We start from the raw sequence: 9,013 nt of genomic DNA on the forward strand, positions 1-9,013 counted from the left end.
CGGTGCGGGGCTTCGGGTCGAGGCCCCGCCAAGGGAACGGGGCCCGTGTCACGGCAATGCCGGAAACGCGGGGGAGAAGGGTCGAAACGGGTGCCGACCGCGATTCGCGCGATCGGCATCATCGATGAATCGCTGATAGGAGACGGCCCCGGAACGGTGGTCGCAACGATACGATGGCACGCAATCAGGCGAACGAAACCTTCGCACTCACCTCGTTCCTGTACGGCGGCAACGCCGACTACATCGAGGACCTTCATGCCCGCTACGAGACCGATCCATCGTCGGTTCCGGCGGAATGGAGCGACTTCTTCAAGGAGCTGAAGGACGAGAGCGCCGACGTCATCAAGAGCGCGGAGGGGCCGTCCTGGCAGCGGGCCAACTGGCCGATCGCGGCCAATGGCGACCTGATCTCGGCCCTCGACGGCGACTGGGGCCCGACGGTCCAGACCATCGAGGCCAAGGTCAAGCAGAAGGCGCAGGAATCCGGCGTCGACCTGTCCAGCGCCTCGGTGCAGCAGGCGGCGCAGGATTCGGTCCGCGCCATCATGCTGATCCGGGCCTATCGCGTGCGCGGCCATCTGCACGCCAAGCTCGACCCGCTCGGCATCGCCAAGCCGGCCGACGACGACTACAACGAGCTGTCGCCCCAGGCCTACGGCTTCACCGAGGCCGATTTCGACCGCAAGATCTTCATCGACAAGGTGCTCGGCCTGGAATTCGCCTCCATCCGCGAAATGGTCGACATTCTCGAGCGGACCTATTGCACCACGCTCGGCGTCGAGTTCACCCACATCTCCAATCCGGAGGAGAAGGGCTGGCTGCAGGAGCGCATCGAGGGCCCCGACAAGGGCATTGCCTTCACCGAACAGGGCAAGAAGGCCATTCTCAACAAGCTGATCGAGGCCGAGGGCTTCGAGAAGTTCCTCGACGTGAAGTACAAGGGGACCAAGCGCTTCGGCCTCGACGGCGGTGAAGCGCTGATCCCGGCGCTCGAGCAGATCATCAAGCGCGGCGGCCAGCTGGGCCTGAAGGAAATCATCTTCGGCATGGCCCACCGCGGCCGCCTGAACGTCCTCAGCCAGGTGATGGCCAAGCCGCACCGCGCCATCTTCCACGAGTTCAAGGGCGGCTCCTACAAGCCCGAGGACGTCGAAGGCTCCGGCGACGTGAAGTACCATCTGGGTGCCTCGTCCGACCGCGAGTTCGACCAGAACAAGGTGCATCTGTCGCTGACCGCCAACCCGTCGCATCTGGAGATCGTCGATCCGGTCGTGATGGGCAAGGCGCGCGCCAAGCAGGACGCGATCGCCGGGCGCACCCGCACCGAGATCGTGCCGCTGGAGACCCGCTCCAAGATCATGCCGCTGCTGATCCACGGCGACGCGGCCTTTGCCGGCCAGGGCGTGGTGGCCGAGTGCTTCGGCCTGTCCAGCCTGCGCGGCCACCGGGTCGCCGGTTCGCTGCACTTCATCATCAACAACCAGATCGGCTTCACCACCAACCCGCGGCTGTCGCGCTCCTCGCCCTATCCGTCGGACGTGGCCAAGATGGTCGAGGCGCCGATCTTCCACGTCAATGGTGACGATCCGGAAGCGGTCGTTTACGCGGTGAAGGTGGCGACCGAATACCGGATGAAGTTCCACAAGCCGGTGGTCATCGACATGTTCTGCTACCGGCGGTACGGCCACAACGAGGGCGACGAGCCGGCATTCACCCAGCCGATCATGTACAAGGCGATCCGCCAGCATCCCACGACGCTGGAGATCTACGCCAAGAAGCTCGTGGCCGAAGGCGTCGTCAGCGCGGAAAATGTCGAGGAACGCAAGGCCGAGTGGCGCAAGACCCTCGAAGAGGAATTCGAGGCCGGCCAGTCCTACCTGCCGAACAAGGCCGACTGGCTGGACGGCGCCTGGGCCGGGCTGCGCAAGGCCGAGGAAGTCGACGAGCCGCGCCGCGGCGTCACCGGCGTTCCGCTGAAGACGCTGAAGGACATCGGCGCCAAGCTGTCGGCCGTGCCCAAGGGCTTCAACGTCCATCGCACCGTCAAGCGCTTCCTCGACAATCGCTCGAAGATGATCGAGAGCGGCGAGGGCATCGACTGGGCGACCGGCGAGGCGCTGGCCTTCGGAACCCTCGTCACCGAGGGCCATCCGGTCCGGCTGTCGGGCCAGGATTCGGAGCGCGGCACCTTCTCCCAGCGCCATTCGGTGCTCTACGACCAGGAGGACGAGACGCGCTACGTACCGCTCGCCCATCTGGCCAAGGGCCAGGCGATCTACGAGGTCATCAATTCGATGCTCTCGGAAGAGGCCGTGCTGGGCTATGAATACGGCTATTCGCTCTCGGAGCCGAACGCCCTGACGCTGTGGGAAGCCCAGTTCGGCGACTTCGCCAATGGCGCGCAGGTCGTCTTCGACCAGTTCATCTCGTCGGGCGAGCGCAAATGGCTGCGCATGTCGGGCCTTGTCTGCCTGCTGCCGCACGGCTACGAGGGGCAGGGGCCGGAGCATTCCTCGGCCCGCCTCGAACGCTTCCTGCAGATGTGCGCCGAGGACAACATGCAGGTCGCCAACGTCACGACGCCGGCAAACTATTTCCACATCCTGCGCCGGCAGATGAAGCGCGACTTCCGCAAGCCGCTCATCCTGATGACGCCGAAGTCGCTGCTGCGGCACAAGCGTGCGGTCTCCGACCTGTCGGAGATGTCGGGCGACACCAGCTTCCATCGCCTGCTGTGGGACGATGCGGAGATGCGCAAGGATTCGCCCATCAAGCTGGTCAAGGACGACAAGATCCGCCGCGTCGTCATGTGTACCGGCAAGGTCTATTACGACCTCCTGGAAGAGCGCGAGACCCGCGGCACCGACGACGTCTATCTCCTGCGCCTCGAACAGCTCTATCCGTTCCCGGCCAAGGCGCTGATCCACGAACTGGCGCGCTTCAAGCAGGCCGAGATGGTCTGGTGCCAGGAGGAGCCCAAGAACATGGGCGCATGGTCCTTCATCGACCCCTATCTGGAATGGGTGCTGGAACATATCGGTGCCGAAAAGCGCCGCGTCCGCTATACCGGTCGCAGCCCCGCCGCCTCGCCGGCGGCCGGCACCATGTCCACGCATCAGGCGCAGCTGGCGGCCTTCCTGGAAGACGCCCTCGGCTGAGCCGGCTAGACGCCGCGCAGAACCAAGGTCGCCCCGACCGAACCCGACTCGAAGAGATCTGAAGAGCGATGAGCACCGAAATCAAAGTCCCGACGCTGGGTGAATCCGTCACCGAGGCCACCATCGGCCAGTGGTTCAAGAAGCCCGGCGACCGGGTCGAGATGGACGAGACGCTGGCCGAGCTGGAGACCGACAAGGTGACGGTCGAGGTTCCCGCGCCCGCCGCCGGCGTGCTGGAGGACATCGCCGTGCCGGAAGGCGAGACGGTCGCCGTCGGCACCGTGATCGGCTCGATCGGCGAGGGTTCGGGCTCGGATGCGGGCACCACGGCGCCGACCGAGAAGCCGAAGAGCCCGGAAGCCAGGGCCGATGCCGGCGCCGAGACCAAGGCCGATTACGGCGGCGGTGCCAAGGGCGATGCCGCAGCGCCCGCGCAGGATGCCGGCAAGGGCTCCGGCGACATGCCGGCCGCACCCTCGGCGCGCAAGATGATGGAAGAGAAGGGCCTGTCCGACGGCGACGTCTCCGGGTCGGGCAAGCGCGGCCAGGTGCTCAAGGGCGACGTCCTCGAGGCAGTCGCCCGCGGCGCACCGTCCAGCCCGCAGGAGAAGCCGCAGGCCCCGGCCGCGCGCGCGCCCTCCTCGGGCGGCGACGAGGCACGCGAGGAGCGGGTCCGCATGACCCGCCTGCGCCAGACCATCGCCCGGCGCCTGAAGGATGCGCAGGACACGGCCGCCATGCTGACCACCTTCAACGAGGTGGATATGACCGCGGTCATGGAGATGCGCAAGAAGTACAAGGACCTGTTCGAGAAGAAGCACGGCGTGAAGCTCGGCTTCATGGGCTTCTTCACCAAGGCGGTCTGCCATGCGCTGAAGGAGATCCCGGCGGTCAATGCCGAGATCGACGGCACCGACCTGATCTACAAGAACTACGCCCATATCGGCGTCGCCGTGGGCACCCCCAAGGGTCTTGTCGTGCCGGTGGTGCGCGATGCCGACCAGATGACGATCGCCGAGGTCGAGAAGGAAATCGGCCGGCTGGGCGTGGCGGCGCGCGACGGCAAGCTCGGCGTGTCCGACATGCAGGGCGGCACCTTCACCATCTCCAATGGCGGCGTCTATGGGTCGCTGATGTCGACGCCGATCCTGAACGCGCCGCAATCGGGTATCCTGGGCATGCACAAGATCCAGGAACGGCCGATGGCGATCGGCGGCCAGGTGGTGATCCGGCCAATGATGTATCTGGCGCTGAGCTATGACCACCGGATCGTCGACGGGAAGGAAGCCGTGACCTTCCTCGTGCGGGTCAAGGAAAGCCTGGAAGATCCGGAGCGCCTGGTCCTGGACCTGTAGGGGTTCCGGGACGCGTGAGACATGCCTGGCCGGGTTCGCCGGCCGGGGCAGTGAGAGTAAGTAAGGGAGTACGGCCGCATGGCTGACGGAGTGATGATCGTGACCGGGGGGTCCCGCGGCATCGGCGCGGCGACCGCGCGGCTTGGCGCGAAGGCCGGTTATGCGGTCGTCGTCAACTACGCCTCGAACGAGGCCGCCGCGAATGCGGTGGTTGCGGAGATCGCGGCCGACGGCGGCAAGGCGATCGCGGTCAAGGGCGATGTCGGCGTCGAAGCCGACATCCTGGCGATCTTCGAGGCCGCGGACCGACTCGGACCGATCACGGCGCTGATCAACAATGCCGGCATCGTCGACCAGGCCGGCACGCTGGCCGAGATGACCACCGAGCGCCTGGAGCGGATGTTCCGGATCAACATCACCGGCACCATCCTGTGCGCCCGCGAAGCGGCCAAGCGCATGGGGACCAGCCGCGGCGGCAAGGGCGGCGCGATCGTCAACCTGTCCTCGGTGGCCGCCAAGCTCGGCGGTCCGGGTCAGTATCTCGACTATGCCGCCTCCAAGGGCGCGATCGACACGCTCACCGTCGGGCTCGCCAAGGAGCTGATCGACGACGGGATCCGGGTCTGCGCCGTGCGCCCCGGCATCATCGATACGGACATTCATGCCGCAGGCGGCCAGCCGGACCGGGTGGCGCAGCTCGGTCCCGGCCTGCCCATGAAACGCGCCGGCACGCCGCAGGAAGTGGCCGGTGCCATCCTGTGGCTGGCGTCCGACGCGGCCAGCTACTCGACCGGCGCCATCCTCGACGTGTCGGGCGCGCGCTCGATCTGGCCGTAAGCCCGAGCCCCGCCCCGCAAGGGCGCGGGGCAGCGACTGTCATGAACGCATCGCCGCGCCCGCCGGCGCGGGGCCGGCAGAGGGACGCGCAGCATGGAAACCGAGATCGCCGCGACATTTGCCGCAATGCCGACGGAGCTGACGCTTCTCGGCTGGTCGGTGATCCTGGGTCTTGCCATGCTGGCCGTCCACATCGTGACGACCACCCCCGATCTGGGGCTGGACACCGCCGTTTCGCCGCGCGACGGCAATCCGCAGCCGACCGGCAAGCTGGCAGGCCGCGCCAAGCGCGCCTTCGCCAATTACATGGAAACCTATGCGCTGTTCGCCGCGCTGACGCTAGGCCTGATCGTCTCGGGCCAGACCGGCGGCCTCGGCCTTTACGGCGCGCAGCTCTGGTTCTGGTCTCGAGTGGCCTATGCGCCGATCTACTATTTCGGCATCCCCTGGGTGCGAACGCTCGTTTTCGTGGCCTCGCTCATCGGCATCATCCTGATGGTCTACGATCTTCTCACCTGACGTCGCCCACGGCTGATATCATCTCCCAAGACTCCGGGCTCCGGCCCGCACCGCACGAACAGGACTGGACATGGCTGAACCCTTCGACCTCGTCGTCATCGGATCGGGACCCGGCGGATATGTCTGCGCCATCAAGGCGGCGCAGCTCGGCCTCAAGGTCGCCGTCGTCGAAATGCGCAAGACCTATGGCGGCACCTGCCTGAATGTCGGCTGCATCCCGTCCAAGGCGCTGCTCTATGCCTCGGAAATGTTTGCCGAAGCCGGGCACAATTTCGCCGAGCTCGGCATCGCCGTCGAGCCGAGGCTCGAACTCGACAAGATGCTGGCCCACAAGGACAAGACGGTGAAGTCGAATGTCGACGGCATCGCCTTCCTTTTCAAGAAGAACAAGATCACCGGCATCATCGGCACCGGTCGCATCGCGTCCGCCTCCGAGGTGGAGGTGACGAAGGAAGACGGCACCACCGAGATGCTGTCGGCGAAGACCATCTGCATCGCCACCGGTTCCGACGTCGCGGGCATCCCCGGCGTCGAGGTCGATTTCGACAGGGAGACGATCGTCTCGTCGGACGATGCCATCGCGTTGCAGGCCGTCCCCAAGACCATGGTCGTGGTTGGCGGCGGCGTGATCGGGCTGGAGCTCGGCTCGGTCTGGGCGCGGCTCGGCGCCAAGGTCACCGTGGTCGAATATCTCGACAAGGTGCTCGGGCCGATGGACAGCGAGATCTCCACCGCCTTCCAGAAGCTGATGGTCAAGCAGGGGCTGACCTTCAAGCTGGGTGCCAAGGTCACCGCCGTCACCCGAACCGACAGCGGCGCGTTGGTAAGCTTCGAGCCGGCCAAGGGCGGCGAGGCGGAAACGCTGGACGCCGACGTCGTGCTCGTGGCGACCGGCCGCAAGCCCTATACCGCCGGCCTCGGCCTCGAAGAGGTGGGCGTTGCGCTGGATGATCGCGGGCGGGTCGAGATCGACGGGCATTTCAAGACCAGTGTCGACGGCATCTACGCGATCGGCGACGTGGTGAAGGGCGCCATGCTCGCCCACAAGGCCGAGGACGAGGGCGTCGCGCTGGCCGAGATCCTCGCCGGACAGGCAGGCCATGTGAATTACGACGCGATCCCTTCGGTGGTCTACACCTCGCCGGAAGTCGCCTCGGTCGGCAGGACCGAGGAGGAGCTGAAGCAGGCGGGCATCGCCTACCGGGTCGGCAAGTTCCCCTTCATGGCGAACGGCCGCGCCCGCGTCATGCTGCAGACCGACGGCTTCGTGAAGTTCCTCGTCGATGCGGAGACCGACAAGGTGCTGGGCTGCCACATCCTGGGCGCCGATGCCGGCGATCTCATCGCCGAGGCCAGCCTGCTGATGGAATTCGGCGGCTCGTCCGAGGACCTGGCGCGCACGTCCCATGCCCATCCGACCCTGTCGGAAGCCATGCGCGAGGCGGCGTTCGCGGCCTTTGCCAAGCCGATCCACATCTGACCGGCGTGTTCGGCGGAGCCCGTCCCGCCGGATGTTTCACGTGAATCGCCGGTGCCAACAGAAAGGCCCGACCGCGCGAGCGGCCGGGCCTCGTCATGTCCGACAGGAGAACGTCAGCTCTTTTTGTCGGGTGCGGCGGGGGTGGTGACGGTGCCCGTGGTGTCGGCGGTGACGACGATGGGCGTCATCGGTGCATCGGCCTTGAAATGGGATGCGCAGGCCGCAACCGCACCGGTCGAGGCGGCGGCGAGAAGGCCGGCACCCAGTGTGACAGCGAGGAAGGATTTCATGGGGCATGGACTCCTTGGCTGTTGCGATCCGCAAAGCTTAGAGCCGTCCGGTACTCGCCGGCCAGCGGCGATCGCGCCGCCGCCTTCACGTTTCGGTGCAGTGCGGCGGGCGCCTTCCCCAGGGGCGGGCGTCAATCTGCCCGCGTGACGGTCCAGCCCTGGTTCCGCAGCAAGGCGACGATGCCTGTATCGCCCGGCAGATGCAGGGCGCCGACGGCGACGAAGGTTCCGCCCGCCGCCAGCATCGGCTGCATACGCTCGGCCATCCGCCGGTTGCGGTCGGTGACGATGCGCCGCTCGAACTCGGCATAGCCTTCGCCTGCGCCGACCAGCACGGCGCCGTTGGGAATGGCCGCCTCGATCGTCGGAAGGATCATCGCGATGCGGCCGTCGACATAGAGCGACACCATCATTTCCATGACGTCGGGCAGATGCGCGGCGAGGTCGACCGTGGCGACCAGGCCTTCGACCTGCAGGTCCATGGGCAGGGAGGCGAGCGCGGTGAGCTGCTCGGCCGAGCTCTCCAGCCCCTCGACCGGCTTGCCCGCGGCCTGTGCCCGCCGGGCCAGCGCGGCGTCGAGAACGGCCGCGCCATCGGCCCGATGGGCCATCTCGCAGGCCGGCAGCATCAGGCTGATCGACAGGAACCAGGGCTGCAGGGTGTGCACCGCCTGGAACGGCATGCCGCGCGCCGTCAGCGCCCCCTTGACCCGCTCTTCCTCCTCGTCCGACAGGAGGTCGGCCAGGGTCTGGCCCCGTGGCAGGTTGATCAGTTCGGGATGGGCGAAAAAGGCGGCGGCAGCCTTGGCCGGCTCGAGCACGTCCGTCGTCTCGACGACCAGCCGCCGGGCGCTCTGAAGCGCCGCATCGGCCTGCGGCGACAGCGCCAGGACGCGGCTGTCGGCCAGATGCATGGTGCCGAGGAGGAAGGATGGAGCAACGCCCGGCTTCTCGATGCGGAACAGCTTGCCGTCACCATTGGCCACCTTCGCGGCTTCCGCCTCCACGGCGGCGAGCCTGCCGTCGGCCTGCAACTGCGCCAGCAGGTTGTCCGCCCGGCACGCGGCCGGGACGGCGGCATGGGCCGATCCGATGCCCGCCAGGAGCAGGACCAGCAGAATCAGGGGCAGCGCCAGGCAGAGGCGTTCGACCCGGCGCAGGAAATGCTCGGATCCGTTCTGTGCGTCGGTCGCGGCGAAGGCGGAGATCAGGTGCAGCATGGCCCCAGCCTATGCGCCAAATGCGACCAAAGATCTAAGGCGTTCGCCCTGAAAAACCCTTGGATGCCCTGTGCTTCAGGGATTCCCATCGGGTTTGAAGTATTGGAGAATGCCGGAAACCGATCCTGACCCGATTGATTTCCGGTGTTTTTGC

The 9,013-nt window shown here is 66.7% G+C and carries 7 protein-coding genes; 5 read left to right on the forward strand and 2 right to left on the reverse strand.

From position 1 onward, the window contains the following. Positions 1–173: 173 nt before the first annotated feature. The 5 genes from VQ042_RS12530 (at position 174) to lpdA (ending at position 7,349) form a co-directional block, all read left to right on the forward strand. Positions 174–3,158 (forward strand): 2-oxoglutarate dehydrogenase E1 component, encoded by a 2,985-nt coding sequence (locus VQ042_RS12530; protein ID WP_331819710.1) that lies wholly within the window; start codon positions 174–176, stop codon positions 3,156–3,158. 68 nt (positions 3,159–3,226) lie between these two features. After that, positions 3,227–4,513: a 2-oxoglutarate dehydrogenase complex dihydrolipoyllysine-residue succinyltransferase gene (gene odhB, locus VQ042_RS12535; RefSeq protein ID WP_331819712.1), complete on the forward strand. Its 1,287-nt coding sequence runs from the start codon at positions 3,227–3,229 to the stop codon at positions 4,511–4,513. 78 nt (positions 4,514–4,591) lie between these two features. Next, positions 4,592–5,350: an SDR family oxidoreductase gene (locus VQ042_RS12540; protein ID WP_331819714.1), complete on the forward strand. Its 759-nt coding sequence runs from the start codon at positions 4,592–4,594 to the stop codon at positions 5,348–5,350. 93 nt (positions 5,351–5,443) lie between these two features. After that, on the forward strand, positions 5,444–5,869 hold the full coding sequence (locus VQ042_RS12545; RefSeq protein ID WP_331819716.1) for an MAPEG family protein: 426 nt from the start codon (positions 5,444–5,446) through the stop codon (positions 5,867–5,869). A 70-nt stretch (positions 5,870–5,939) separates the two neighbouring features. Next, positions 5,940–7,349, forward strand: coding sequence for a dihydrolipoyl dehydrogenase (gene lpdA, locus VQ042_RS12550; RefSeq protein ID WP_331819718.1), 1,410 nt, complete (start codon positions 5,940–5,942; stop codon positions 7,347–7,349). 113 nt (positions 7,350–7,462) lie between these two features. Here lpdA and VQ042_RS12555 read toward each other — a convergent pair whose 3' ends face one another. Continuing rightward, positions 7,463–7,639, reverse strand: a complete 177-nt coding sequence (locus VQ042_RS12555; RefSeq protein WP_331819720.1) for a hypothetical protein — start codon at positions 7,637–7,639, stop codon at positions 7,463–7,465. Between the two features lie 131 nt (positions 7,640–7,770). After that, a complete protein-coding gene (locus tag VQ042_RS12560; protein WP_331819722.1) occupies positions 7,771–8,859 on the reverse strand; it encodes a TraB/GumN family protein in 1,089 nt (362 codons plus the stop codon). Positions 8,860–9,013 lie beyond the last annotated feature (154 nt).

It is taken from the genome of Aurantimonas sp. A2-1-M11 (genome assembly GCF_036549475.1).
Lineage (GTDB): Bacteria > Pseudomonadota > Alphaproteobacteria > Rhizobiales > Rhizobiaceae > Aurantimonas.

Bases quoted from the DNA above. Each gene is read 5' to 3' on its own strand.
- VQ042_RS12530 (WP_331819710.1), top strand. From the start codon at position 174: ATGGCACGCAATCAGGCGAACGAAACCTTCGCACTCACCTCGTTCCTG.
- odhB (WP_331819712.1), top strand. From the start codon at position 3,227: ATGAGCACCGAAATCAAAGTCCCGACGCTGGGTGAATCCGTCACCGAG.
- VQ042_RS12540 (WP_331819714.1), top strand. From the start codon at position 4,592: ATGGCTGACGGAGTGATGATCGTGACCGGGGGGTCCCGCGGCATCGGC.
- VQ042_RS12545 (WP_331819716.1), top strand. From the start codon at position 5,444: ATGGAAACCGAGATCGCCGCGACATTTGCCGCAATGCCGACGGAGCTG.
- lpdA (WP_331819718.1), top strand. From the start codon at position 5,940: ATGGCTGAACCCTTCGACCTCGTCGTCATCGGATCGGGACCCGGCGGA.
- VQ042_RS12555 (WP_331819720.1), bottom strand. From the start codon at position 7,639: ATGAAATCCTTCCTCGCTGTCACACTGGGTGCCGGCCTTCTCGCCGCC.
- VQ042_RS12560 (WP_331819722.1), bottom strand. From the start codon at position 8,859: ATGCTGCACCTGATCTCCGCCTTCGCCGCGACCGACGCACAGAACGGA.